Origin of the sequence: Schaalia meyeri (genome assembly GCF_900105015.1) — a bacterium.
GTDB lineage: Bacteria > Actinomycetota > Actinomycetes > Actinomycetales > Actinomycetaceae > Pauljensenia > Pauljensenia meyeri.
This window is the reverse complement of sequence record NZ_FNLK01000012.1, coordinates 134,679-160,871: the sequence shown is the minus strand read 5'-3', so window position 1 is coordinate 160,871 and position 26,193 is coordinate 134,679. Positions and strand designations below refer to the sequence as shown.

Genomic DNA, 26,193 nt, shown 5'->3' with positions numbered 1-26,193 from the left:
GGCCCGGGCGCGTCAGCGCACCCGGGGCGCGTCGGCGGCGAGTCGGCCCAGAGGGGAGGAACGGCGTGTCGGCTACCTTCGCATCACTGCGCTACGTGAACTACCGCTACTGGTTCGTCGCAACCCTCGTCGCCTCGACCGGCACGTGGCTCCAGCGTGTCGCCCAGGACTGGTACGTGCTGACCGTTCTCACCGACCACGACTCTTCCCAAGTCGGTGTCGTCACTGCCCTCCAATTTCTGCCGATCATCCTGTTTTCCGCCTCCGCCGGCGTGCTGGCAGACCGAATCCCCGGCAGGCGGCTCCTGCAGTTCACGCAGGCTGGCATCGGCCTGGTGTCCCTGGTCATCGGCGTCGTCGTCCTGACCGGAATCGGCGAGCTGTGGCACCAGTACCTGCTGGCTTTCGCCTCCGGCACGATTTCCGCGGTCGATACGCCCGCGCGTCAGGCCTTTGTGGGGGAGCTGGTTCCCCGCGAGAAAATGGCGAACGCGGTTGCGCTCAACGCAACCGCCTTCCATACCGCTCGCCTGATCGGTCCGGCCTCCGCCGGGCTGTTCATCGATTGGTGGGGCGTGGGGCCGGTCTTCCTCATCGACGCGGGCATGTTCGCGGCCCCCGTCATCGCCCTGGCCCTCATGCGCACAGACCGGCTCTATCCCCGTTCCCTCGTGCCGCGTGCCCGCGGCCAGCTGCGCGAGTCGTTGGCGTACGTGCAGGGACGCGCCGACATTCGCATCATCCTGGCCCTCATCTTCGTCGTGAGCGCGTTGGGCATGAACTTTCAGATGACCAGCGCCCTCATGGCCACGACGGTGTTCGGCAGGGCCGCCGGCTCCTTCGGCATCCTCTCGTCGTTCATGGCGGTCGGCTCGATCCTGGGGGCCACCGGCGCCGCGCGGCGTGCCCCCAGGTTGCGCACGATCATCTTTGGGGCCGCCTTTTACGGCGCGTGCGAGATACTCCTGGGGTTGTCCCCCTCCTACTGGTGGTTCGCGTTGGCCTCGATCCCCACGGGCTTCGCGATGCTCACCATGAACACCAGTGCGAACGCCCTGGTACAGACGCGGACCGACCCGGACAAACGCGGTCGCGTCATGGCCCTGTATTCGCTGGTCTTTCTGGGTGCCACGCCCATCGGTTCGCCTCTCATCGGCTGGGTGGGACGCGCCATGGGGGCCCGCTGGTCGATCTTGGTGGGCGGCATCGCATCCCTTAGCATCGCGCTCCTGTGCGGGGCATGGGCGGCGATCCACTGGAAGGCGCGCGTCGTGCGCCGTCCCTCCTTTCCGTGGGTGGGCGTGGAGGCCGATTCCTCGGTGGATGCCCCGCGTCGCTTCGTGGATCCGATCTGAGGGCGGGAGCCCCCAAACGCTTCAGATGACGCGCTCCAGGCAATAGTCGATGCACTCCAGGAGCGCTTCGACGTCGGCGTAGTCCACGCTGGGCCACGTGCCGATGCGCAGCTGGTTTGCTCCGACGCCCCGGTACGCGCCGATATCGACGATTCCGCTGCCGCGAAGGTGGTGTGCGAGCGCGCTCGCGGACACGTCCGCATCGATCTCGATCGTGGCCGTCACCGGTGAGCGCCACCGTGGGTCGGTCACGAAGGGGTGGGCGGCCATGTGGTCATCGGCCCACTGGTAGATGAGGGATGAGGCCCGGGCGCAGCGTGCGCTCACGGCTGGCGCCCCGCCCTGGGAGTTGAGCCAGCTGACCTGCTGTTCGGCCATGACGATGGTCGCCAGCGCCGGGGTGTTGAGGGTCTGGTCCTTACGGGAGTTTTCGATCGCGGTGGTGAGCGAGAGGAACTGCGGGATCCACCGGCCGCCGGGGCAGGACTCGAGGCCCCGCGCGCGATCGATGGCCTCGGGGGAGAGGACGGCGACCCACAGGCCTCCGTCGGCTCCGAAGGTTTTTTGTAGGGAGAAGTAGTAGGCGTCGACCCGGCGGATGTCGATGGCGGCCGCCCCCGCGATCGATGTTGCGTCCACGAGGGTCAGCGCGCCGGGGGCGTCGACGCGATAGACGGGGGAGATAACGCCCGTGGAGGTCTCGTTGTGCGGATATGCGTAGGCGTCCACGCGCTCTTCCGGCGATCGTGGGGTCACGGTCGTGAGCGAGCCGAAAGCAGCCTCGTCGATGAGGGGCGCGTGAAGGTGCGGGGCGCGTGCAACCTCGGATGCGAACTTCGCGCCGAAGGCTCCCCACGAGCCGAGCGCCGCGCGGGAGTGGATGAGGCACGCGCAGGCGATGTCCCAGAAGGCGGAGGCGCCGCCGTTGCCCACGACGATCTCGTAGTCCTGCGGGACGCTGAGGAGGGAACGCAGGCCAAGGGTGAGGGACGCGATCACTCGGCGCACCGGTTCCGCGCGGTGAGAGGTGCCCATGAGGAGGGGGGAGAGTGCCTCAACCTGGGCCTGCCGCACTTTGGAGGGACCGCAGCCGAAGCGTCCGTCGGCGGGCAGGAGGGAGCGGGGGATGTCGGGAAAAACCACCATGGTGTCACCCTATCTTTTTGTCTCCCGCTATTTCCATCACGCACATTGATCGAATTATCGTGCGCAAGCGGACGTAACGGAGGGCACTTTTCCGCCAAATTGCGTCGATATTCCTCGCGCGAGGAAAGGTCACCCTATCCTGGGGTTGCGACATGGCCGATGAAGGAGGACGTCGTGGCAGCCCTGATTGATACCACCGAGATGTACCTCAAGACCATCCTCGAGCTCGAGGAGGATGGGGTGACGCCCCTGCGTGCGCGCATCGTCGACCGCCTCGGGCACTCGGGGCCGACGGTGTCGCAGACGGTTGCGCGCATGGAGCGTGACGGCCTGCTGCACGTGATGGGGGATCGGCGCCTAGAGATGACGGATATGGGGCGCTCGCGAGCGACCGAGGTGCTGCGTAAGCACCGTTTGGCCGAGCGCCTGCTGCTGGATATCGTGGGCCTCGGGTGGACACAGTTGCACGAGGAGGCGTGCCGGTGGGAGCACGTGATGAGCGATGCCGTTGAAGCGCGCCTGATCGAGCTGCTCGGCAACCCCAGCGTGGATCCCTACGGCAATCCGCTGCCCGGGATGGGGGACGGTGAGCGTCTGTATTCCGCCGAGCTGGCAGTGCGTTCCCCCGACGTGGGGGAGTTCACGCTGGTGCGTATCGGCGAACCGATTCAGGCCGACGTCGAATTGCTGACCGCCTTCGATGAACTCGGCCTGCGCCCGGGGGCTCGCGTGGGTTTGTCCGCGCATGGCAACGTCGTGCGGGTTACTGCGTTGGGCGAGTCGGGAGAGGTGCGCGGGTACCTCACGATCACGATGTCGTTGGCGGCTCATCTTTTTGTCCGCGAGGAATAAAATTGCCGTGTGACCAGGCCGGGGCCCTGTTGGATCCCGGCCTTCGTCGTGCCCGGTCACGGCTTCGTCTCGGATAGTGGACGCATGTCGCGGTTGTTTTGGGCAGTGGTTTGCGCATAATGACGGGGATAATGTCACAGAATGGTAACGATGAATGTGAGAGATGTTATCGGAACGTGACGTTGACCGGTCGTGCGGGGTATAGTGGACAACGGTCATCAGACCACCCGCCCATTCGGTGCCCGAAGTGAGACGACGAATGAAGCGGAAGTGTCGTCTCACGCGGGGAACCCATAAGTGGCTCCTCGGAGCCTCGGGGTGAAGCTCGCACGCGAGCCGGGCCTCCCGCCCGAACCCGACAGCTAACCTCGTAGGGAAACTGGGAGAACATGAGTGAAGACTACTAAGCCTGCTCCACGTCACCGCATGGCACGTCGCCCGCTGACCGATTCCATGGTCGAGGGCATGAACCCCGCAGGAGCCGTCCGCCCGATCGCGTTCGCGTCGGCCGCAGGTGTCGCGCTGACCGCTATCGCTGCTGGCGCCGCGCACGCCGCTCCGGCGACCCCCCAGTCCGAGCCCCAGAGCTCGGGCCAAGGCAGCACGACCGTCGCCGTTGATAACGTGACGACCGTTGATGTTCCGGACATTGCGTGGACCGCTGGAGACGATGCCGCTTCGTCGGCCACCGCCGAGGCTCCCAAGCCTCCGGCCCCCGACACGACGTCCGCCTCCGATTCGTCCGCCTCGCGCTCGGGCTCGCGCGCTGACGGCGCATCCGACAGCTCTGCCCGTCGGGCCGCTCTGAACGCGGCTGGCAGCAACATCGCTGCCGTCGCTCTGGGACTGACCGGCATCCCCTACGTCTACGGTGGTGAGTCCCTCGCGGGCCTCGACTGCTCCGGTCTGGTGAAGTACGCGTACGCGGCTGCCGGCATTAACCTGCCGCACTCCTCGTCCGCCCAGGCCGCCGGCGGCACCGTCGTCTCTGACCCGCAGCCTGGTGACATCGTGTCCTACCCCGGTCACGTCGGCATCTACATCGGTGGCGGCCAGATGGTCGAGGCCACGGTTCCCGGCCAGGTGTCTAGGATTTCTCAGGTGCGTCCCGGCGCCACCTACGTGCGCTACTGAGCCAGAGTTTGCCATCTAATTGTCGCCGCGGCCCGATGGGGTCGCGGCGACAATTGTGTATCCCCCGGGTTGGGCTTTCATCGACCGTCAAAATGCGGCACAATAATGAGTGACTGCCACCACGAGGAGGACACCATGAGTTCCACCGAAGTCATTCTGGTCGGTGTCGATGGCTCGACGGAGAGCCTAGCCGCCGTGACCTGGGCCGCTGATCGCGGCGTGCGCACAGGGACGCGTATTCACTGCCTGTGCACGTACGCGCTGGCCTCCTATTCCGCGGCCGCCCTGGATGGTGGATACGCCGTTCTCGACGACGAGGCCCTCAAGGCAGGCGCCGAACAGGTCGTAGAGGAAGCGAAGACACTGGCGCGCGAGCGTGGTGCCGCGCACGTGTCCGGGTCAACGGAGCCGGGCGATCCCGCCGGCGTCCTCATCGATTTTTCGGCCGAGGTCGACATGATCGTCGTCGGATCCCGCGGGGGCGGTGGGTTCGCCGATCGTCTTTTGGGTACCGTCTCCTCTGCCCTGCCCGCCCACTCCAAGTGCCCGGTCGTGGTGGTTCCCCGCCACACCTCGGGAAAGAAGTTCACCCCGGTCGAACGCATTGTCGTCGGCGTGGACGGAACCGATCAGCCCTCGTGTGCCCTCAGGCGTTCCATCGACGAGGCGCGCCTGTGGGGGGCCAGGGTCACCGCAGTGTCGGCCGTGCCCATCGCCGTCGGCCCTTCCGTCATGACGTGGACGCCGACGGGAGTGGATCACTCGTCCCTGCTGGCCCAGGTGCGCCAGGGCATGGATGCCGCCATTGAGGCCGCCTTGGATGGGGACGACATGCACGTCTCCCGGCACGCCCTGGACGGGTCGGCGGCCTCGCTGCTCATCGAGTTCTCGACGGCCGTCGACCTGGTGGTCGTCGGCACGCGTGGGCGCGGCGGACTGGCCGGGGTGCTCCTGGGTTCGACATCCCAGACCGTCCTCGGGCACTCGACGTGCCCCGTGATGGTCGTCCCCTCCGCGCACCTGGGAGAGGCGCAGGCCACGGTGGATACCCCCTGGGAACGCCGCTGAGTCCAGCCAGTGATCGGGCGCGGGCTAAATGCGCGGCTCCGGCCTGGCCCTTCGGGCGTTCCCACCCCGCGGGAGGCGGTGTGTCCGACGGGTGGTGAGGGGGCGGCGGGGCGCACACTTTGCTACAGTGGGCGCGGACAGCTTGTCACGCCCTCGTAGCTCAGGGGATAGAGCACCGCTCTCCTAAAGCGGGTGTCGGACGTTCGAATCGTCTCGGGGGCACACATTCGGGGATTTTAAACGCGTCGCCGGTCAGCGTCGCCGCCCGCGGCCACCGTGAGCATTTCGGTCGTCTCCCCTCTTCGGGCGCGCCGCACCGCGGATGGGGTTACCCTCCCGTAGGGTGGAAGCGTGGTTTCTAGTATCTTTTCGCGCCGTCCAGCCCCTCAGCCCGAGGCCACCCCGGCCTCGTCCACGTCGACGCACCCGACCACCCTCGTCGGTCAGGCGCGTGCCGCGTGGGGCACCCGTCTCGGCCAGGACATCGCCCGCGACAGCGCTTCCCTGCCGACGCTGTCGCTGTCCGGCGCGCACCCCGGAGGCCTCGCTCAACTGTACACGGAGCACCCCGTACGCCTGAGCCTGCTGATCCGCGAGCCCATCGCCCTGGGGCGCGCCCTCGATCGAGCGCGCGCCATCATCGCCCGCGCCTCCCAGCGTGCGGCCACCCACGGAACGGGTCCCATCCACCTGGGAATCGGAACCGCTTCCTGGCGCAGCGGCAATACCACCGTCACCGTGCCTGCCCTGCTGCGTCCCGTCCGCCTCGTGCGCAGGGACGACGACGTACTCGTCGCCCTTGGCCGCGGGGCGCTGCTGGCCCCCGAACTGACCGAATCCCTGCGGGAGCACGGGGTGGACATCGGCGGCGAGGACGTCCTCACCCAGGCCATCGGGGAACACGGCTTCTCCTCGTCGCAGGCGATGGACGTCCTGCGCCAGGTGGGCGCCGCGATCCCGCGTTTCCAGATCCGCGACGAATTGATGATCGGGCTGCTTTGCCACCCGGCTGCTCCGTTGGCTGCCAGCCTCGGCGATGATGCGACCGCCTTGGAGGACTCGGCGGTCATCCGCGCGCTCGCGGGCGACCAGGACGCGCGTCACGATCTGATGGCCGACGCTCCCGAACCCGATCCTGGCGACCGCGACCCGTGGGCGGAAAAGGGCGTGGGCGACCTGCTCCCCTCCCAGCAGGACGCGGTGGAGGCCGCCTCCGATGGGCGCAGCGTCTTCGTGGACATCCCGGTGCACAGCGACGACGCCTCCGTCGTGGCGGCGATCCTGACGGAAGCAGCGGCCACCGGGCGCTCCGTCCTGCACGTGTCGACGTCCCCTTCCCGTTCAATCGCCGCATATTCGCGGCTGGACGAGATGGGGCTGGCCGATATCGTCGCGAATATCGACGGGTATTCGGACGCGCGACGCGTCCTGGCCGCTCGCGCGAAGGACGCAATGGAGGACATGTCGCCCGTCGCCTCGCAAGAGAGCGTGGATGCGATGCGTGCGCGCCTGCGCCAGGTGCGCAGCTCCTTGGCCTCGTACGCGCAGGCGCTGCACGAACCCTATGGTCGCTTCGGCGTGTGCGCCGCGGACGCTCTGCGCGCACTGACGGATCTGACCAGCGGCGAGGGCATTCCAGCTACGCGCGTGCATCTTCGCGAGCAGACCCTCTACGACATCGCCCTCGACCAGGGCGAGAGCGCCCGCGCCCTGCTGCGTGAAGCCCTGGAGTCCGGCCTGCTGGACAGGGCCGGTGCCTCCGCGTGGGCGGATGCCGCCCTGTCCTCAGACGAACAGGCGAGCGACGTGCTGCATCGGGTTGATCGCCTGTCAAAGACGCTGCCCGAGCTGTGCGTCCACATCGCGTCGGTCGCCGGCGAGGCCGGCATCAAGCCGGCCGGTACCCTGGCGCAGTGGGAGCGTCAGCTGTCGATGTTTGACGGCATCGCGGACCTCCTCGACGTGTTCCTGCCTCGCGTATTCGAGCGCAGCGCGGCTGACATGGTGATCGCGACGGCACCCAAGCAGTGGCGCAAAGAGCACGGCATTTCGCTGGCGCGCTCCGAGCGGACGCGTCTGGTCAAGCAGGCCCAGGACCTGGTGCGTCCGGGGGTGCACGTGCCTGATCTGCACCGTGCACTCGTCCGCGTCCAGGAGCGTCGCGACGCGTGGTGCGCGGTCTGCGGCGAAGATTCGTGGCCGATCCTGCCCGCTCATCTCGGCGAGATTTTAGCGTTGACCGATGCGGTGCGCGACGATCTCGACGTGATCGCCCCCGTGTTTGTCTTTGAGGAACCGGATCTGGTGGGCACGCACCTGCAACGGTTGACGACCCTCGTTGAGCGGTGGTCGGGGGACATTACGGGCGCGCGCGAGGTTCCCGCTCGCCTGGCGATGCGCGCGCGGCTCGCTGAGCACGGTTTGGACGAGCTGGCCCAGGACCTGGCCGACCGGCGCGTGCCGGGCGGCGCGGTCAACAACGAACTCGACCTCGCGTGGTGGGCGTCGCTGCTGCGCGTCATGCTGGCCGCCCAGCCCGCGCTGGGAGGGGTGGATCCCGCCTCGCTCGAGGAGCTGGCGCGCGAGGGGCGCGAGCTCGACGAGGCCCAGGTGGCCTCCCTGATTCCGCAGGCGATCACGGGAGTGCGCAGGATCCGTACGAACGCGCTCGCCGCACGCCCCGACCAGTACGAGGAACTGCGGAACCTCCTGGCAAAGGGCACGCCCCCCAGCGATCTGGAACTGCTGGTGTCCTTCCCGCTGGTGCGCCACCTGCTGCCCGTGCTCATGACGGTGCCCGCGATGGTGCCGATGCTGACGCCGACGGGTCGCACCGTGGACATGGTTGTGTTGGACGGGGCCGATAAACTGCCGCTGGCGGAGCTGGCTCCCATCATCGCGCGCGGTCATCAGCTGGTCGTTATCGATGACCTGGCCGCCGCATCGGAGGGGGGTGCGGCGCGCGAGCTGGCCGGCGTTTTGCCCGTCCTGCGCGTCGACCCCGGTCCGCGTCGCCTGAACGATCAGGTGGCGCTGCTGCTCGCCCGCTACGGGTACGAGCACGCGGGGATTCCCGTGCCGTGGACAGCCGCGAACGCCCCCGTGAGCGCCCGCTGGATCGAGGCGACCGGCATGCCCGCCCCCGGTGCTCGCGCCGTCGAATCGACGTCCGCCGAGGTGCGCGCCGTTGTCGATGCGGTCATCGAACACGCGGTGGAGTCGCCGGAGCGTTCCCTGGCCGTCGTGGCGCTGTCCGAGCGGCACGCGCAACGCATTCGCGATGCCCTGGACACCGTTCGATCGCGAGAACCTGGCCTGGCCTCGTTCTTTGATCGCGCAACCCCGGAGCCCTTCACCGTCGTGAGCACCGACGGTGTCGCCGGGCTGACGCGCGAGTCCCTAATTCTCTCGGTCGGCTTCGCGAAGACCCCTCACGGGCGCGTGATCCACGACTTTGGCGTTTTGTCCGCGGAGGACGGGGCGGACGTCCTCGCCGGGGTGCTGCGCGTCGTGCGCGGCGACCTGACGCTCGTGTCCGCGCTCCACAGCGCGGACATCGACCGTGAGCGCCTGAGCCACGAGGGATCTCGCATGCTGGTGGACCTGATCGAGATCGCCGAGGGGCACGCCGGCGAGGGCATGGACGCCTGGCCGGTCCTGGCCGGTGAGCCGGACCGGTTGCTGGTGGATCTGGCCGACCACCTGTATTCGCGCGGCCTGGAAGTCGTCGCCAATGTCGGGATCCCCGGCGGTATGCGCGTGCCGCTCGCTATCGGACACCCGGATTCGCCGGGGCGATTGCTGGTTGCAGTGCTCACGGACGACGAGGAATACCTGTCAGAACCCAGCCAGCGCGTGCGTGACCGGGCCCGTCCCCGTTGGCTCGAGGCGCAGGGATGGTCCGTGTACACGGCCCTGTCGATGGCTCTGTTCATCGACCCGGACAAGGAAGCGTCCCTGATCGTGGATGCCGTGCTCGATGCGCTTGAGGGGCTTCGTTCACCCGACGAGGCTCCCGCGGTGGAGATCCCGGAGCGGGTGGTCGAGGACGAGTCGGCGGATGAGCACGTCGAGGACGAGGCGCAATCGTCCTCGCCGCAGGACGACACGGACGCCGTCGATACTCCGGCCGCGCCGCGCCTGCCCATGCTGGACCAGGGGCTGGATGGGGAACTGGACGAGGAATCCCAGCGCCGCCGCAAGGTGGACGAGGATACGACCGGCATGCTGCTGGCCATCAAGCGTAAGGAGAGCGCGTCTGAGAAGGCTCGCGGGCCTCGTCCGGCGATCGCCAAGGGGCTGCCGCTCGCGGCCTATTCGGATGATCAGCTGGATGAGATGGCGGCGTGGGTCCGATCGGACGGTGTCGAGCGCACGGATGTGGAGATGGCGGAGGAGCTCCGCGAGGCGTTGGGTATTACGCGCCGAGGCTTCCAGTCGGACGCCGTTTTGGGCAATGTTGTGCGCCGCACCAAGGCGGGCGACGCGGACGGGGATGAGGCTGACTCCGCTTCGGAGGCCTTCGATGAGTGAGGCCGCGCCGCGCAGGCGGCGCCGTGTCGCGCGCTTCGTGTCGGACGTGGACCGCCGCCTCATGGACGAGGGGCTGCCCCCGTCGTGGGAGGATCGCGTGCGCCCGGAGGACACACGTCCCGGGTCCATGGCGGACGCTCCCGACCGGGGCGACGGAGCCAACGACGCGCGGCTGCTGGAAAACGTGCCGCCGCACTCTCTACCGCGCGCGTAGCGCCAAGGCAGAAAAGGGGTGGGGTCGATGCTCACGCGAGCATCGACCCCACTTGGCCCGTCGAGGAGGAAACAGGCTCAGGGACGCGCGCTGCCCTGAGCGAGGGCGTCGCGAATCTCGGTCAGCAGCTTAACCTCGTCGCTGACCTTCTCGGCGGCGGCCGCCTCGTCCTCTTCGTTCTTCTTCTTCATGCGCTCGTTCAGGGCGTTCATCGGCATGATGATGCACAGGTAGAGCGCCATGGCCATGAGCAGGAAGTTGATGACCGCGGTGATCAAGACGCCGAACTTGACGTCGGTGCCGTTCAGGGTGAGGATGAAGGCGTCCGAGAAATCGGGCTTGCCGATGAGGGCCGCGATGAGGGGGTTGATGATGCCGTCGACCAGGGCGTCGACGATGTTCTTGAAGGCGGCACCGATGATGACACCGACGGCGAGCTCGACGACGTTGCCGCGAGAGATGAATTCCTTGAATCCCTTAATCATGGGTTCTCCTGTGTTGAGGGGGTCGGCGTGAGCCGACAAGTTTGAGCGTCGACCTGTAGCCGACGTGGCGGGCGGGAGCCGCCTGGGAGCGTGCGCCGGGTGGGCGCCCTTTACAGTGGAAAACACTAGGAGGACTTTCGCTACGAATACAGAGGGCGGAGGGTAATGTTCGTCGCAGTTTTTTTATAACTCGGTCAGATATTCGCGGCTTTTGGCGGAAAAGTCCGTTGTGAGATTTTGGCGACAAACGGTGACAAGCGCGGCTCTGTCATCCTCGGCAAGGCGGGGCGTAAAGCGCGAGCTATCGTGGCGACGCGTGAATCGTGCGCGTCGGGGTGATGATTGCGTCGATTGGCACGTCGTGTGGTTCGACGGGAATCGTCCCGGGCTGCGCTACCTCGTCGTCGAAGACGATCGCGACGATCGGCGCCGAGGGGGAGCGGTGGACAAGGGCGCGGTCATACCAGCCGCCTCCCTGTCCCAGGCGCTCGCCCAGGGGGGATGCGGCCAGGGCGGGAATAATGATGAGGTCTGCGTCCCGTATCGCCTCCGGCGGCAGCGCCGGTCCGTCCGGTTGAGCGGGGCGGTGCCCGCGTGTCACCAGCTTATGGCCCTCCTCCCACAGTCCCCATCCGGGTTTCCCCAGGGGGGCCCCGGCCCGGTCCACGAGAACGGGCAGCAGGGCGCGGGGGAACAGGTCGAGCACGAGGGACATGTCCGGCTCGAAGGGGGTGGACGCGAAGAGTGCTGGCAGGGCGACCCCTCCCATTGACCGGGCCAAGGTGGCGACCTGGCGCGCCAGTCCTTCCGCTTCAGCCAGGTCGTACGTGGGAATGGGGCGGGAGGAGAGAATGGTGGAAACGCTTGGGTTGGCGCCTCTGCGGCGTTCCCTCCTGTGGCCGCGCGCCTGCGCTCGCAGGGATGATTTTGTGGCCATCGTCTCCCTTTCGTGCCGTTTATTCGCTACGCTGTGCAGTATGTCAGATAAATATCAGTCAGTAGTGCATGCCGTCGTTCCCTCGGCCGGTCGCGGAACCCGCTTCCTGCCCATCACGAAGTCGGTGCCCAAGGAAATGTTGCCCGTCGTCGACCGCCCCTCGATCGAATACATCGTTCGCGAGGCCACGGATGCCGGTATCGAGGACATCCTCTTCGTGACCCGAGCGGGAAAGCAGTCGATTGAGGACTACTTCGATGCCGAACCTGGCCTCGAGGCCGATCTGGAGAAGGCCGGCAAGGACAAAGCCCTCGAATACGTCAACGAATACAAGAAGTACGCGCGGGTCCACTCGGTGCGCCAGGGACACCCCCTGGGTCTGGGACACGCGATCCTACAGGCTAAGTCGCACGTCGGCGACGCCCCCTGCGCCGTCCTGCTGCCCGACGACCTCATGGAGCCGGGGTCGCAGCTGCTGCGCAAGATGATCCAGGTGCGAGGCGCCCTGGGCGGCACCGTCGTCGCCCTCCTCAAGGTGACCCCCGAGCAGGCCACCGCCTACGCGTCCACCGCGGTCGAGGCGCTGCCGATCCCCGAGGGCGTCGACCTCGAAGAGGGACAGCTCATGCGCATCACCGACGTCACCGAGAAGCCCCCGCTTGAAGAGGTTAAGTCCGAGTACGCGGTCGTCGGACGCTACCTGCTGGACCCCGCCGTGTTCACGGCCCTCGAAAACATCGAACCGGGCGCCGGGGGTGAGTATCAGCTCACAGACGGGTACGCGCGCATGATCGACCTCCCCGAAGAAGAGGGTGGAGGGTTGTACGGTGTAGTCATTGACGAGCGACGCTTCGACACCGGGGACAAACTGGGATACCTCGAAGCAAACGTCACGCTCGCCCTTGAGGATCCGGCGCTTGGAGCGGAACTCAAGGAGTTCCTGCGCTCCAAGCTTGAGGACTAACACCATGCGTAGCGTTGCCGACTTCTACCAGGACTGCATGGCCACCGCCCATGCCCTCCCGCCGCTCGATGTCAGGCTCGCGGACGCGGTGAGCTGTGTGCTGGCGGAGGACGTTAAGGCCCCCTTCAATCTCCCCGTCGCCGACCTGGCGGCGTGCGACGGATATGCCGTTCGCGTTCGGGACTGCGAGGGGGCCGCCCTGGAGAATCCGGTGACGCTTCCCGTCACAGAGGAGATCCGTGCCGGTGCCGTCGACCCGGCCGCGCTGGTGCCGGGCACGGCGATCCGCATCGCGTCGGGCGCGCCACTGCCCACCGGCGCCGAGGCCGTGGTCTCCCTCGAGTTCACGGACCACGGCGTCGCCCAGGTCGCGTTGCGCACCAGCCCCGCCAGCGGCGAGAACATCCGTCGGTGCGCGGAGGACGTTGCTCAGGGGAAGACCGTGCTGCGCACCGGAACCCGTATCGGGGCGCGCCAGATGGCACTCCTGGCCGGGGTGGGGCGCGACCGTGTCCTGGTTCACCCGCGCCCGCGCGTCGTCATCATCTCCATCGGTGATGAGATCGTTGAACCCGGGGGCGAGGCGCGCCCCGGCACCGTCTTCGACGCGAACGGGCACGCCCTGGCCACGGCCGTCGCCGACGCCGGAGCGCAAACCTTCCGCGTCGCCGCCGTCCCCGACGAGCGCGCGCGCCTGCGCGAAACCATCGAGGACCAGCTGGTGCGTGCCGACCTGGTTCTGACGACGGGCGGCATCTCCTATGGTAGCGGCGACACCGTCCGCGAGGTCCTGGGAGCCCTGGGCACCGTCCGTTTCGATAACGTCGCCGCCTGGCCCGGCCATGTCATGGGGGTTGGCACCGTCGGCGGAGACGAGGACCGCCCCGGCACCCCCATCGTCTGCCTGCCTGGCGACCCCGTGTCCGCCCAGGTGTGCTTCGAGGTCTTCGTGCGTCCCGCCCTGCGACACATGCAGGGGTGGGCCGCCGTCAACCGCCCCGTCGTGCGCGCCGGAGTCGATCGCTCATGGTACTCCCCGCGCGGACGCCGCGAATTCGTCCGCGTGCGCCTGACCGGCGACCCGCGCTCCGGTTATCGCGCCGCCGTCATGGGAACGCCCGCGTCGCTGCTGCTGTCCGCGCTCGCGGATTCCAACGCCCTGGCCGTCGTGCCTGAAGACGTCACCACGGTTCGGGCCGGAGACCACCTCCAATGCCTGGTTCTCGAATGAGGGGTTTCTTCTCCCGCCGCGCTCGCGTGTGGGGGCGTGACGTCGAGGTGCTCACGCTGCGTGTGGCGGACCCCGTTGGTCGCGGCTTCCTGCGCTGCGGACCGGATTCCAACCCCCACCCGCGTGAACTCGTGGTCCGCCCCGTGCGCGGGCAGGAACACCGCGCGCTCGACGCGGTGCGCCGCGCCGACGGTCACTGGCTGCGCCCCTGGGAGGCGACCTTGCCCCCCGACACGCTGGAGCACATACCCACGTTCTCTCAGTACGTGCGCCGCGCCGACTGTAACCAGCGCGACGGGACCGGGCTCGTCTTCGGGGTCCAGGTCGATGGCAGCTACGTTGGCCAATTCTCGCTTTCCAACGTCCACTGGGGCGCCATGTCCTCCGGGATGCTCGGCTACTGGATCCTCAGCGATTGGTCCGGGCGGGGCCTGGGTACCCTGGTCACGGCCCTCATCCTCGACCTCGTCGTCGGCGAGCTCGGCCTACATCGCGTCGAGGTGTGTGTGCGCCCGGAAAACGAGCGTTCGCTCGGTCTGTGTCGGGGCCTGGGCCTCGTGGAGGAGGGGCTGCGTCCCCGCTACATGCATATCTGCGGCCAGTGGGCCGACCACATTGCCTTTTTTATCGACGCCGAAACCCTGCCCGAGGGGGGACTCGTCCAGCGGCGCTGGGGAAGCCCAGCCATCGAGTAGGGGTGTCGTCGGCGCGGGGTGACAGGCCACCGAGGCGGGGGAGCAGCCCGGCGCATCCGATCACCCGACGCATCCGATCGCCGAGACAGGGGAGAAGACGCCCTTCCCCCAGTGGTGTGAATGAGGCATATGTTTCAGGTGTGACAACTGTTAACGATTCTTGTTTTACCGATAGGTAAGAGAATTCGACACGCGCCCGTCGCACAAAGCGCCATCAAGAAAACGCCCGTACGTTGGGAGGGTGGAGATTGGTGGAATCGTCATCGCAGCGATATTCGTCGCGCTCCTGGCGACGGTACCGTCGCTGGTCGCGCGTCGCTCAGCCATCGCCCAGTCCCGCGAAATCGACCGTTTTTCCCCGAGGCTGCGCATCATTCGCGCGAATGAGCCAGAATTAGACACATGCGACCACGCCAGCGGAACGCTCCTGGCCAGGCGCGCAATGATGAGCGGAGAGAGCATGCACCAGACCACCGCGGGACGTACCCGGCCCGTCATTGACCGCCGCAACAACCAGGCGATCCGAGACATCGCGAAACTCCGCGCGCGCCGCGCCGCCCGACTGGCGGCCGAGAGCGCCGCGGGCCGCCGCCGCATGGTCATCTCCGGCATCTGTGCGCTCGCAACGCTCGCCCTTGGCATCGTCATCGCCGCGTCATCCCTGTTGTCTGCCGCGTGGATCAGCATCCCCGCGGCCGCGCTCGCCGCCTCGCTGGGAGCGTCCCGCGTCGCGGCCGTTCGCTCCCAGCGCGCCTCCGAACACGAAATGGTGCTCCTGACGAAGCTGCGCGGCGACGTGCGCAGAGGCGGGCGCTCCGCGGCCGCCCCGGGCGCTCAGACCCGCCCCCAGGGCGCCCACGAATCCCACGAGGACGAGGCGCGCGAGGCTACCCCCCGCGCCTCCAGCGAACGCGCGACGACCGGTGAACCCCAGACGGGAACCTCACGCTCCCTCGTCTTCAACGTTGAGGTCCCCGAGGTCGTCGAGGTTACCGACACCCCCGCCCGCGCCTGGACGGTCGCACCCATCCCGGCCCCCACCTACGCGTCGCGAGAACGCATCCGCGGACGCATCGTCCACGCCGACACGGACCTGCGCGGCATCCCTCGCATCGACGCCGTGGTTCCCGCCCGCCCCATCGCCCTCACCGCGCAGGCCGGTGCCCGCTCCACCGCCGAGGTCGTCGCCGACCAAGCAGTCGCCCTGGATCTCGACGCCGTCCTGGACGCGAGGCGCGCCCAATAGCTGCCCCCTTTGCTGCCGTGCCGCGGGCTTTCCGGTCCGCGGCACGGCTGTCTTTCGCGGCTGCCACGGTAGCCGTCGCGACAAAGCGGGCTCTCGTGGCTGTCTTTCGCGGCCTTCTTTGCGGAGCGCCAGCCCACGCAGTCGGCTTGCGTGATGAGAAATGACAATGCTAAGCTATAGCCGTCCTTGGGGCTATGGCGCAGCTGGTAGCGCGTCTCGTTCGCAATGAGAAGGTCGGGGGTTCGAATCCCCCTAGCTCCACCGTAGGTCGGTATCCGCGTCGCGGGTGCCGATTTTTGTTGCCCGCGTGCGCCATGCCGCTGTGTCACCTGATCCTCGGTTTCCGTATTGCTGCGCCGCTTGAACTTCTGTCTTCGTGTGGCCTGCCCGCGCGGCCTCTGGCTGCAGCCTCGCTGCGTGCTTGCCTGGCTGTTTGCCGTGCTCCTGGCTTCCAGCCGCTGCGGGGTCTGCCCACCTATGTCACGACGTGCGTGGCTTCCAGGTGCGTTGGCGCGCACTCCTGCTTCCGACTGTTGCCTTGGCCCGGCTGCCTTGTGTGCCCGTGGGCGGCGGCCCGCCCGCTCGCCGTCCACGCTGCGAGCCTGCGGCTCGGCGCGTCGGCTAGAAGCCCGGCCGGGCCCTGCCGCCGCCCACGGGCACCGTAGCCAGGTTCCGCAGTCGGCAGGTCCCGCGGCTGCCTCCACCCTGGTCGCGTGTGGGCGTCCAACCCCTGTCATGCCCCGCAGGCCGCGCAGATACCTCCCCGGATGATGTTTGGCCTCGGGGCTCGGCCGGACCTTGCTGCCGACCACCGTGCCACGACCGCGTCCTTGAACGCCTAGGGGCACAGGGGCCCGTAGCCTTTACCGCGGCTTCCACCCGGGCGCTGCCCGGCGGTAGTTGCGAAATATCCGAGCTCCGGCTTGTTCCTACGTGGTCGTGCACTACTTAGGTCGGCATTGTGCCAGCTACTTGGTGGTGCAATGCTGCCTTAACCAGTGCAGTGGTCGGGGCATCGCCGGAGTACCCTTGTGAAACCGCTGACGCCTCAGCGTGAGGTCTGTGCGGTCTAGTTGAAACTACGACCGCCCCGGCAGGCCGACAACACCCCGTTTTCGATCGATTCGTCGAAGCAGGGGCGGTGTTGGTTTCATGCGGCGGACTGTGGGGTGCCGCTGGGCGGTACGGGTTGCGCCGGAGGTCATGCTGGGGCGATGTGGGTTTCACTCGGCAAGGCCCGAGCTAACGGCGCGCGGCTCGTGTCTCCGGCCGCGATGCCGTGGAAGCTCAATAGAGGGGCACCCACATTGCCGTGCGGACGAATCGCGTTGGGTGGAGGAACGTTCCTGCCGGGCGATGGGGCGATGGGGGCGATGGAGCGGCCCTCGTGCAGGGTGTTCAGTCTCTTCTCGAGCCTCTGGGGGGCATCGGCTCCGAACTCGGGGCCGCGGGATAGATAAGGAGGTGAATGGCTAGGCGTCAACGAGGCGTGCAGGGCTGTCACCGCCTCGTTGAGGTCGGCGGATGTGGAGGCGAGGCCCGTGCCGCGTAGGTAGCGTCGCCGCCACTTGTTGGCATACGAACCTCGCGGCTGCCCGCCTCGCCCTACGCCCCGAAGTGGGTGCGGTAGGTGCCCCACAGGTCGCGCATCTTCTTTCCGTCGGACTCTCGGACGAACACGTCGAGGGCGGCGGCGCTGCCGTTGCCGGTGAGGGCTCTGACGGCGGCAGAGGGAGAGGAAACCTCCTGGCCGTCGGGAAGCACGATGGTGCCCTCCGTCGAGATCGTGATGACGTACACGTTGCCGAGGTTGCGTCGCCGCCACGTGAAGGTGTCGCCGGGGGAGATGATGCCGGTCGACACGACGTCCGCGAGCCGCACCTGGCGTCCGCGGGCCGCGGAGCGATTATCCACGGCGGCGTCGAGTTCAGCCCGGGTGAGGCGCGACAGGTCGATCCCTTCAGTGTCGCGTCGAATGTCCCAATATTTGAGGATCAGTCGCGTCATGTGCGCCTGGCGCTGCTCAAGGTCGGCGGCATGAATCTCGCCGCCGCGCGAGGGGAGCGAAGCAACCGCGAGGCCGTCGAGCAATGCGATACCGCGACATGCCCGCGATGCGGTGTCCCAGTCAGGAGCCTGGTTGATGGTCCGCGATCTGTTGACAGAGAGGACGAGTCCTCCCAGGCGCTTGCCCCACGTGTCCAGGTCGATGGCTCCGTCGACGCCGCGAATGTGCGTGTTGGGGAGGCCGGATAGGACGCCCAGGCTGCGTGGCAGCCGACGAGGGTACGTCCCGTGCTCAGCGACCAACGCGTGGTAGAGCAGCACCTTTCGGATAGAAGACCGTGGCAGCGGCCTGGCGATCGTCGCTGCTGCTCGGCGGCGGATGTCGTCGGGGACCGCAGCCGCGACGTCGATGGGCTTGTTGTTCTCCGATGCACTCAGGAACTTGGCGATGATAGTGGACCGCTGCCCCGGGGTGAGGCGCGCGGCGACGGCCGTGCCGTAGACACGTTCGAGGGCGCTCAGCCTTCGGGCCTTCTCCTCGTCGCCGAAATTCGCCGTCAGGATGCTCATCGCCGCTGGCTTCCAGTCGGAGGAGTCATAGAGACGCAGCAGCTCAAGGGCCGTGGCAGCGCAGTGACCGTCAAGCGGTTCCAGGGTAGCCAGCGTGTAGGCGCGGGCGGCGGGGGCCAGAACCTCGTCAATGAACTCCTCGCCGCTCTTCGAGGCGAAAAAGGGGGTGAGAACCCCCTCGCCGAAGGCGTCGATGAGGGCGCGTTTTGCGGGTGAGCGGAGTGTGAGGGTCAGGAGGTGGCCAAAGAACGCGTCGGGGTTCTCGGTGCCAAGCGACGTGATGCACCCCTCCCACAGGCGCGCGTAGCGCGCGCGGGAACTCGCATCGACGTGCGACAGGACGCGAGCCTTGAAAATGTCGGCAGCCGAGAGGGGGACGCCGCGCGTGTTGAGGACCGAGAAAATACGGTGGGCAGACTGGTAGGAGTCGGTGAGGACTTCGATGAGAGAGACGTTAAGGATGAGGTATTGAACGAAGTTCTGGACGTCGCCGGGGGACAGAGTATCCGGGTCAATCAGCGCCTCGAACATTGCCCGTGCGTTGTTGTGGATCCGGCGAATGGAGGAAGGCATCGGGAAGTTGCCGTCGACGTCAGCGGTGGAGTCGACGACCATGTCGAACAGGGAGTCGATGTTATCGCCGACGATGAACGTGTCGAAGGCATCGCGGTCGCATTCGCGCACGGACAGTCGGGCCCGTTCATCCAGTCCCTTGATGCGCGATTGGGGAATGCGTAGGAGCTCGCCGAGCTCGTCTCGTAGGCGGCTGTCCGTCGTGAGGTGGCGCAGTAAAGCGACAAGGATGCACAGGGTGGTGAGGCGCTGCTGGCCGTCGATGATGTCAACGTCGTCGCTGTCTGGGCGCTGCACGAGCACGATGGATCCCAGGAAGTAGTCGCCGTCGTCCGTGCGCCACGCGTCGAGCAGATCGCTGACCAGCGTGATCGCCTGCTGTTCCTCCCACACGTAGGGGCGCTGGAAGTCGGGGATCTGGTACTGCCGATCGCCCGTCAGCAGCTGGCCGATGGACTTCTGTGTCGTCGAAAGGGTCATGGAGCGCCTACATCCTGAATAATGGCAGAAAGTACTTCATGAGAAAGTATAACGGTCTTCTCACTGCACGTGTCTAAAGGGGTGACGCCCGGGCAGGTCGGCGGCTCTGATCGGTCGGGCGCGTGGACAGTTGCGGATAACATGGGACAGCATGCAGCAGCGGTTGTCAGCGATCGGTCAGCCGAAAGAAGGCGAGGTGCAACGATGGACACCATCAGGAAGACCGACGGGCGGCCCGGGCGGATCGCCTACGAGGTCGCCGGTCTCGCGTGGCTGGCCGAGGCCTCGGCCCCGGGCGCTGCCGTTGTGCCCGTCATCGACCACGGGCCCACCTGGCTCGAGGAGCCGCGGCTGCTTTCCGCCGCACCCACCTCAAGCGCTGCCGAGGAGTTTGGGCGGGCCCTCGCCCACACCCACGCTGCAGGCGCCAGCCACCTCGGGGCCGCCCCGCCCGGGTACGCTGGCGACGGGTGGATGGGGGAGGCGCCCCTGTCTCTCCCGCAGCGACAGGAGCCCGGCGCTCGCGCCGCCGACCCGGCGAGGCCCGGGGGAGACCCGGTGCGTCGCGGTGCCCTCGATGATGGTTCGCAGGAGACCAATTCGAGCGGAGCGCAGGAGCCCGCGAACACGTCGCGGGGCAGCGCCGCCGCGAATCTCGGCGACTTTGCCCCGGCCTCGGCACGGTCGTGGGGGAGCTTCTATGCACATGAGCGAATCGCGCCCTACCTGGGCGCCCCTGCTTTCACTGCCGCCGACCGCGCCCTGATCGGGCGGCTGTGTGAACGGCTGGAATCCGGGGCGCTCGACCACGACCAGCCCCGCCTGGTCTCCGACGCGATCGCCCGGCCCGGCCCGGTCGGCGCGGCCCGCACCCACGGCGACCTGTGGTCCGGCAACGTCATGTGGACTCCCGATGGGGCGGTCCTGATCGACCCCGCCGCCCAGGGTGGCCACGCCGAGGAGGACCTGGCGGCGCTCGCCGTTTTCGGATGCCCACACCTGGAGCGCATCACCGCCGCCTACCACGAGGCGTCACCCTTGGCGGACGGGTGGCGCGAGCGCATGGCCCTGCACCAGATGCACATCATCATGCTGCACTGCGCCATCTTCGGCCGCTCCTACGTGCCCGAGGCCGCCTCGATCGCCCGCCGATACGCGTGAGCACGCCGGAGGCGTGGCTCCCGGCCCGTCGTCGGCCGCGCGCCGTGTATTCGCCCCGCGACGCGGGCCCGCAATCCGATGCGGGGGTCTTACCTGCTTCGATGGACCCGCCGCCCCGCGATGTGAGCACGCGACTTGCGCCCGCGGGTGGAGCTACCCGGGCGCGATCCGGTAGGATGGCCCCGCCCCAATAGCTCAGTCGGTCAGAGCAGCGGACTCATAATCCGTCGGTCGTCGGTTCAAGCCCGACTTGGGGCACCAACGGTTTCTCGACCGCAGTTCTTGGGATACCTGCGAAAAAGTGGATCCAGTATCCAGCGGAAGATCAGTAGCATCACGTCGAGAGTCCGGCGTAAGACGGCAACGAAAGCAGCGAAGAATCACGCCTCCTGCGGGTAGTATCCCTGCAAGGTGGAGCGGGAACGGGATAAGCCCGAGCTCAATTGGATGTGGATTTCGATGAGCTTTCTGAGCGGGCTTCGAAGGTGCTGCCAGGGACGGAGAATTTCACGTCCTCTGACACTGGTAAGCTCGCGGACGGCGTGTGCGCTACCTTGAGCGAGGTACGCTGAAAGTGAACTGAGCGAGCACCGACGGGGCGGAGGTATCGTTTCGCCTCCTCCCGGCCTGTGACTGTGCCACATGCGATCAGCATCCAAGCTGTGGGTTCGAGCATGACCTGGGTGAGACGTACGCGCAGTGCTGCGTAGTGGGCGGCACTGATCATAATGGATACTTTGGTGGGGCGACCGTCGGGAAGGCATAGTCGAATGAAGTACGTGTTGGCAGCGTTTCCCTTGCTGACACTGTGCAACTGCCCGTAGGCGATGACCTCGTGGCCGTTGTAGGGAGCGTTGATGAGTCGATCAGTTGGGTAGATGAACCGGCTAGCGGCCCCTTTGTTGTCTCCCAGGCTCACGGTGTCAGTGTCGGTAATGATACCGCGCGCGTGGTCCAGGGCTGCTTTGCGGATTCCGCATTGAACTGTGAGTGTGCGTGTCCCGCTAGTAGGTGCGGGTGCGCGGTGGTGGCCGATGCGAGCACTCGTCGCACGAGTGGCTTTCTGTGCTGCTAGAGTAGCGGCGGCTTGCGGGTGGCGCAGGGTGATGCGTATGAGCTGGCGAGGGCCTCGCGGCCCCTGCTTTCCTTTCGCTCCCACCAAGTCAGTGGCTTTATCCGGCGACTCGACCCTGGTTGAGGCCTCCGTGCAACCAACGACGTGATCGCTGACGCGGGCCACGCGGAAATAGGGATGCATATGGTCTGATGTCAACGCAGCTGGCGAGACGGAGGCTGTGCACGCCGCTCCTTCCGCGCTGATCCCGGGGCATACCAGGGTGTCGGGACGGTCTGTGGATCTCATCGCCTTGAATTCGTACGCGCTGATGAATGTGCCGTCAACTAGGTTCCGAGCAAGGAGCATATTTGAGTTCCCCATATCTTCTGGCCTGGTGCAAGTCTTGGGACAGTTGGTGCTGTCCAAGACAATCATCACAGGCCCCATGTACACCTGTGTCCTGCATTTGTTGGGACAGGCAGGGGGTGAGGAATAGTGAAGCGATAGTGTTGTCAAGTACTGTGGTGAAGTCGAGTAGACCTTCCAGCTGGGACTCGTGCGGATGGCCGATTGAACTGGCTATGAGAACAGTGTGTGAACTGCGAATATGGCGCTTGTTTCGATGAAGAAGTACAGCGAGCCTGCGATCAAGCGACTGTGGGAGACGGGGGTGCTCGAGAGAGTCGGTCGTCGGTTCAAGCCCGACTTGGGGCACCAACGCCCGGGCGGTGCGATGGGCACGCCCGCTTGTCAGGTGCGAGCACCCTCTTGACGCCAGGAGAGAGAGGGTGAGAAGCCGCCGCGGCCTCGCCCCGTGACACCCTGCACATAACACAAGTCACCTTGACTCGCGACGCGACTCACGGTAGCCTGGGTATTTGCGCCTTATCATGCCCGAGGTGACCCGTATCCAGCCGCCGTAACAGGCGCTTGGCGGACCAGGACGCGTCAGATAATGGGGGATAAGGCAGCGTGCGCACCGTAAAAGCAGGGAAGGACCCCCTTTGGCTGCCAACAGCACCGCCAAACAGCCCAGGAACCGCATTTCGTTCGCCAAGCTTCGTGAACCCCTCCAGGCCCCCAATCTGCTGGGACTACAGGTTGAAAGCTTCGACTGGTTGCTGGGGAATGACGCGTGGAAGGCCCGCGTCGAAGCCGCACAGGCATCCGGCCGAGGTGACGTCCCCGACGTCTCTGGCCTCGAAGAAATCTTCCACGAGATTTCCCCCATTGAGGACGTCGCAGGCACCATGAGCCTGTCGTTCCACGACCACCGCCTGGAATCCCCCAAGTACTCCATGGAGGAAGCCAAGGCAAAAGATTACACGTACTCCGCCCCCATGTACGTGACCGCCGAGTTCATGAACTACGAGACCGGCGAAATCAAGTCCCAGACCGTGTTCATGGGCGACTTCCCGCTCATGACCCCCCGCGGCACCTTTATTATCAACGGCACCGAACGAGTCGTCGTCTCCCAGCTCGTTCGTTCCCCCGGCGTCTACTTCGAGAAGCTCTCGGACCGCTCCACCGACAAGGAAACCTTCGGCGCGAAGGTCATCCCCTCCCGCGGTGCGTGGCTCGAGTTCGAGATCGATAAGCGCGACGCCGTCGGCGTGCGCATCGACCGTAAGCGCAAGCAGTCGGTCACGCACTTCCTCAAGGCCGTCGGCATGACCGAATCCGAGATTCGCGACACCTTCGCCGCCTACCCGGTCCTGCTCGAGACCCTCGAAAAGGACACGGTCGCCACGCAGGAAGAGGCCCTGCTCGACATCTACCGCAAGCTGCGCCCCGGCGAGCCCGCGAACGTTGACGCCGCCCAGACGCTGCTCAACAACTTCTACTTCGACTCCCGTCGCTACGACCTGGCGAAGGTCGGCCGCTACAAGATCAACAAGAAGCTGGCCATCGAAGCCGACCCCAAGGCCTCAACCCTCTCCCTGGAGGATATCGTCGCCACCGTCAAGTACCTGCTCGCCCTGCACCAGGGTGACAAGGCCTTCGGCGGCACCCGGGGCGGCGAGGCCGTCGAGGTCCGCGTCGAGGTCGACGACATCGACAACTTCGCCAACCGCCGCATCCGCGCCGTCGGCGAGCTCATCCAGGGGCAGGTCCGCACCGGCCTCGCCCGCATGGAGCGCACCGTGCGCGAGCGCATGACCACCCAGGAAACGGATTCGATCACGCCCCAGACGCTGATCAACATCCGCCCCGTCGTGGCCGCCATCAAGGAGTTCTTTGGAACCTCCCAGCTCTCCCAGTTCATGGATCAGAACAACCCGTTGGCGGGCCTGACCCACAAGCGCCGCCTGTCGGCCCTGGGTCCCGGCGGCCTGTCGCGCGACCGCGCCGGCATGGAAGTGCGAGACGTTCACCCCTCGCACTACGGCCGCATGTGCCCGATCGAATCCCCCGAAGGTCCGAACATCGGCCTCATCGGTTCGCTCGCGACCTTCGCGCGCATCAACCCCTTCGGCTTCATCGAGACGCCCTACCGCGTCGTTGAGGGCGGAAAAGTCACCGACCAGATCCGCTACCTCACCGCGGACGATGAGAAGGGCCACTTCATCGCCCAGGCCTCGTCGCCCCTGAACGCAGACGGCTCCTTCGCCGAGCGCGACGTCCTGTGCCGCGTCGCCGGCGAAGACCCGACGCTGATCGGGCGCGAACGCGTCGACTACATGGACGTCTCCGCGCGTCAGATGGTGTCCGTCGCCGCGGCCTTCATCCCGTTCCTCGAGCACGACGACGCGAACCGAGCCCTGATGGGCGCGAACATGCAGCGTCAGGCCGTGCCGCTGCTCACCACGGAAGCCCCGCTGGTCGGCACCGGCATGGAGATGCGCGCCGCGCACGACTCTGGTGAAATGATCCTCGCCGCGCACTCGGGCGTCGTCTCTGAGGTGAGCGCCGACTTCGTCGTCGTCTCCACGGACGCCGGCGGACGCGACTCCTACCGCCTCGAAAAGTTCGAGCGCTCCAACCCGGGTAACTGCACCAACCAGCGCGTGCTCGTTGACGAGGGCGACCGCGTCGAGGTCGGTGACGTCCTGGCCGACGGGCCCGCCACGTCCAACGGCGAGGTCGCGCTGGGCAAGAACCTGCTGGTCGCCTACATGTCGTGGGAAGGCCTGAACTACGAGGACGCCATTATCTTGTCCCGCCGCGTCGTCGAACAGGACATCCTGACCTCCATCCACATCGAGGAGTACGAGGTCGACGCCCGCGAGACGAAGCTCGGTGAGGAAGAGATCACCCGCGACATCCCCAACGTCTCCGAGGAATCCCTGGCGGACCTGGACGAGCGCGGCATCATCCGCATCGGCGCCGAGGTCACCGCGGGCGACATCCTGGTCGGCAAGGTCACCCCGAAGGGTGAGACCGAGCTCACCAGTGAGGAACGCCTGCTGCGCGCCATCTTCGGCGAGAAGGCCCGCGAGGTGCGCGACACCTCCCTGCGGGTCCCCCACGGCGAAGAGGGCATCGTCATCGGGGTGCGCGAATTCAACGACGACGAGGACGACCTCAACCCCGGCGTCCGCCAGACCGTGCGCGTCTACGTCGCCCAGCGGCGCAAGATCACGATCGGCGACAAGATGGCCGGCCGCCACGGAAACAAGGGCGTCGTCTCAAAGATCCTCCCCGTCGAGGACATGCCCTTCCTGGCCGACGGCACCCCCGTCGACATCATCCTCAACCCGCTGGGCGTCCCCGGCCGAATGAACGTCGGCCAGGTGCTCGAGTACCACCTCGGGTGGCTCGCCCACCAGGGCTGGGATGCCTCGGCGGCAATCGAGGCCGGCGAAGAATGGGCGGCGCACCTGCCCGCCGACGGTATCTCCACCGAACCCGGCACGCCCGTCGCCACCCCCGTGTTCGACGGCCTCGAGGCCGACGAACTCGCCGGGCTGCTGCGCAACGTCAACCCGAACCGCGACGGCGACATCCTCACCAACCACGAGGGCAAGGCGCGCCTCTTCGACGGTCGCTCCGGCGAACCCTTCCCGTACCCGATCTCGGTGGGCTACACCTACATGCTGAAGCTCCACCACCTGGTTGACGACAAGATCCACGCCCGTTCCACGGGCCCGTACTCGATGATCACGCAGCAGCCGCTGGGCGGTAAGGCCCAGTTCGGCGGCCAGCGCTTCGGCGAAATGGAGGTGTGGGCCCTGGAAGCGTACGGCGCTGCCTACGCCCTCCAGGAGCTGCTGACCATCAAGTCCGACGACACCACCGGCCGCGTCAAGGTGTACGAGGCCATCGTCAAGGGCGAGGACATCCCCGAGCCCGGCATCCCCGAGTCCTTCCGAGTCCTCATCCAGGAAATGCGCTCGCTGTGCCTGAACGTCGAAGCACTCGACGCGGCCGGCAACGTCATTGACCTGCGCGAACAGGACGAAGACTTCAATGCGCGTGAGGACCTGGGCATCACCCTCGATGCCCGTCCGAACGCTGCGGCGACCATCGATGCGATCTGATAGG

The 26,193-nt window shown here is 66.9% G+C and carries 17 protein-coding genes, 3 tRNA genes and 1 riboswitch; of the genes, 15 read left to right on the top strand and 5 right to left on the bottom strand.

Annotated elements, in window-relative coordinates; genetic code table 11:
* Positions 1 to 65 precede the first annotated feature (65 nt).
* Positions 66 to 1,355, top strand: a complete 1,290-nt coding sequence (locus BLT68_RS06160; protein WP_050694269.1) for an MFS transporter — start codon at positions 66 to 68, stop codon at positions 1,353 to 1,355.
* Between the two features lie 21 nt (positions 1,356 to 1,376).
* Here the strand turns inward: BLT68_RS06160 and BLT68_RS06155 are convergent, their stop codons facing one another.
* Positions 1,377 to 2,501, bottom strand: a complete 1,125-nt coding sequence (locus BLT68_RS06155; RefSeq protein WP_074633273.1) for a phosphoserine transaminase — start codon at positions 2,499 to 2,501, stop codon at positions 1,377 to 1,379.
* Positions 2,502 to 2,675: 174 nt separating this feature from the next.
* Here BLT68_RS06155 and BLT68_RS06150 point away from each other — a divergent pair, with 174 nt between their 5' ends.
* The 6 genes from BLT68_RS06150 to BLT68_RS06125 all read left to right on the top strand — a co-directional run bounded on the left by BLT68_RS06150 (position 2,676) and on the right by BLT68_RS06125 (position 10,302).
* Positions 2,676 to 3,353 (top strand): metal-dependent transcriptional regulator, encoded by a 678-nt coding sequence (locus BLT68_RS06150; RefSeq protein ID WP_050695703.1) that lies wholly within the window; start codon positions 2,676 to 2,678, stop codon positions 3,351 to 3,353.
* A 255-nt stretch (positions 3,354 to 3,608) separates the two neighbouring features.
* Positions 3,609 to 3,744, top strand: a riboswitch (cyclic di-AMP (ydaO/yuaA leader).
* 2 nt (positions 3,745 to 3,746) lie between these two features.
* Positions 3,747 to 4,487: a C40 family peptidase gene (locus BLT68_RS06145; RefSeq protein ID WP_321171111.1), complete on the top strand. Its 741-nt coding sequence runs from the start codon at positions 3,747 to 3,749 to the stop codon at positions 4,485 to 4,487.
* Between the two features lie 135 nt (positions 4,488 to 4,622).
* Positions 4,623 to 5,555 carry a universal stress protein gene (locus BLT68_RS06140; RefSeq protein WP_074633271.1) on the top strand — a complete coding sequence of 311 codons (933 nt, stop codon included), beginning with the start codon at positions 4,623 to 4,625 and terminating at the stop codon, positions 5,553 to 5,555.
* A 149-nt stretch (positions 5,556 to 5,704) separates the two neighbouring features.
* A tRNA-Arg gene (locus BLT68_RS06135) sits at positions 5,705 to 5,777 on the top strand.
* A gap of 129 nt (positions 5,778 to 5,906) precedes the next feature.
* Positions 5,907 to 10,088 carry a prevent-host-death family protein gene (locus tag BLT68_RS06130; RefSeq protein ID WP_074633270.1) on the top strand — a complete coding sequence of 1,394 codons (4,182 nt, stop codon included), beginning with the start codon at positions 5,907 to 5,909 and terminating at the stop codon, positions 10,086 to 10,088.
* Entirely contained in the window at positions 10,081 to 10,302 is a 222-nt protein-coding gene (locus tag BLT68_RS06125) for a hypothetical protein (protein ID WP_050694274.1), read from the top strand. The genes BLT68_RS06130 and BLT68_RS06125 overlap by 8 nt, the downstream gene beginning before the upstream one ends.
* 77 nt (positions 10,303 to 10,379) lie before the next feature.
* On the opposite strand, the gene mscL is transcribed toward BLT68_RS06125, so the two are convergent.
* Together mscL and BLT68_RS06115 are read right to left on the bottom strand one after the other, a co-directional pair.
* A complete protein-coding gene (mscL, locus tag BLT68_RS06120; RefSeq protein WP_050694275.1) occupies positions 10,380 to 10,787 on the bottom strand; it encodes a large conductance mechanosensitive channel protein MscL in 408 nt (135 codons plus the stop codon).
* A gap of 301 nt (positions 10,788 to 11,088) precedes the next feature.
* On the bottom strand, positions 11,089 to 11,724 hold the full coding sequence (locus tag BLT68_RS06115; protein ID WP_050694276.1) for a 5-formyltetrahydrofolate cyclo-ligase: 636 nt from the start codon (positions 11,722 to 11,724) through the stop codon (positions 11,089 to 11,091).
* Positions 11,725 to 11,764: 40 nt separating this feature from the next.
* Between BLT68_RS06115 and BLT68_RS06110 the strand changes: the two genes are divergently transcribed.
* The 5 genes from BLT68_RS06110 (at position 11,765) to BLT68_RS06090 (ending at position 16,121) form a co-directional block, all read left to right on the top strand.
* Entirely contained in the window at positions 11,765 to 12,688 is a 924-nt protein-coding gene (locus BLT68_RS06110) for a UTP--glucose-1-phosphate uridylyltransferase (protein ID WP_173546177.1), read from the top strand.
* A gap of 4 nt (positions 12,689 to 12,692) precedes the next feature.
* Positions 12,693 to 13,919, top strand: a complete 1,227-nt coding sequence (locus BLT68_RS06105) for a molybdopterin molybdotransferase MoeA (protein WP_074633268.1) — start codon at positions 12,693 to 12,695, stop codon at positions 13,917 to 13,919.
* Complete coding sequence (locus tag BLT68_RS06100; protein WP_408641282.1) at positions 13,901 to 14,614, top strand: GNAT family N-acetyltransferase; 714 nt, start codon at positions 13,901 to 13,903, stop codon at positions 14,612 to 14,614. The genes BLT68_RS06105 and BLT68_RS06100 overlap by 19 nt, the downstream gene beginning before the upstream one ends.
* Positions 14,615 to 14,855: 241 nt before the next feature.
* Positions 14,856 to 15,860 (top strand): hypothetical protein, encoded by a 1,005-nt coding sequence (locus tag BLT68_RS06095; RefSeq protein ID WP_074633267.1) that lies wholly within the window; start codon positions 14,856 to 14,858, stop codon positions 15,858 to 15,860.
* 188 nt (positions 15,861 to 16,048) lie between these two features.
* A tRNA-Ala gene (locus BLT68_RS06090) sits at positions 16,049 to 16,121 on the top strand.
* Positions 16,122 to 17,465: 1,344 nt separating this feature from the next.
* On the opposite strand, the gene BLT68_RS06085 is transcribed toward BLT68_RS06090, so the two are convergent.
* Positions 17,466 to 19,490, bottom strand: coding sequence for a GmrSD restriction endonuclease domain-containing protein (locus tag BLT68_RS06085; protein WP_050694280.1), 2,025 nt, complete (start codon positions 19,488 to 19,490; stop codon positions 17,466 to 17,468).
* Positions 19,491 to 19,694: 204 nt separating this feature from the next.
* On the opposite strand from BLT68_RS06085, the gene BLT68_RS06080 reads away from it, so the two are divergent.
* On the top strand, positions 19,695 to 20,651 hold the full coding sequence (locus BLT68_RS06080) for a fructosamine kinase family protein (protein ID WP_074633265.1): 957 nt from the start codon (positions 19,695 to 19,697) through the stop codon (positions 20,649 to 20,651).
* A gap of 184 nt (positions 20,652 to 20,835) precedes the next feature.
* A tRNA-Ile gene (locus tag BLT68_RS06075) sits at positions 20,836 to 20,912 on the top strand.
* A 178-nt stretch (positions 20,913 to 21,090) separates the two neighbouring features.
* On the opposite strand, the gene BLT68_RS09115 is transcribed toward BLT68_RS06075, so the two are convergent.
* Complete coding sequence (locus BLT68_RS09115; protein WP_131800083.1) at positions 21,091 to 21,570, bottom strand: hypothetical protein; 480 nt, start codon at positions 21,568 to 21,570, stop codon at positions 21,091 to 21,093.
* 1,142 nt (positions 21,571 to 22,712) lie between these two features.
* Between BLT68_RS09115 and rpoB the strand changes: the two genes are divergently transcribed.
* Positions 22,713 to 26,189, top strand: a complete 3,477-nt coding sequence (gene rpoB, locus BLT68_RS06070) for a DNA-directed RNA polymerase subunit beta (RefSeq protein ID WP_050694282.1) — start codon at positions 22,713 to 22,715, stop codon at positions 26,187 to 26,189.
* Positions 26,190 to 26,193: the final 4 nt, after the last annotated feature.